1 protein-coding gene is annotated in these 238 nt (G+C 66.0%); it reads right to left on the bottom strand.

The window, feature by feature from the left end; all coding sequences use genetic code 11:
* A partial coding sequence (locus SB756_RS35055) for a hypothetical protein (protein ID WP_410913881.1) occupies positions 1 to 199 on the bottom strand: 199 nt, incomplete at its 3' end.
* Positions 200 to 238 lie beyond the last annotated feature (39 nt).

Raw genomic sequence — 238 nt, 5'->3', positions numbered from 1 at the left:
CCCCAGCGACCTTGCGACGGGCGATGAGGATACCGGCGATGGCCATGGCCAGCCCGCCGACCAGGAAATACCAGGAGCCGCCGAGGCCGGCCAGTTTGATGCCGCCAGCGGCCAGGAGCAGGCCGAGCAGGGCGACGATAACGCCCAGGCCGACCAGAATGAGGGTTGTGGCGCCAGAGGCGCGCGGTGTTTCTTTCATGCCAGGGATCTCAGCAGGTGGAATGTGCGCAGTTTAAGC

This window comes from Pseudomonas sp. SIMBA_068 (assembly GCF_046534705.1).
Classification (GTDB): Bacteria; Pseudomonadota; Gammaproteobacteria; order Pseudomonadales; family Pseudomonadaceae; genus Aquipseudomonas; species Aquipseudomonas putida.
This window is presented reverse-complemented; position numbering and strand designations above follow the sequence as displayed.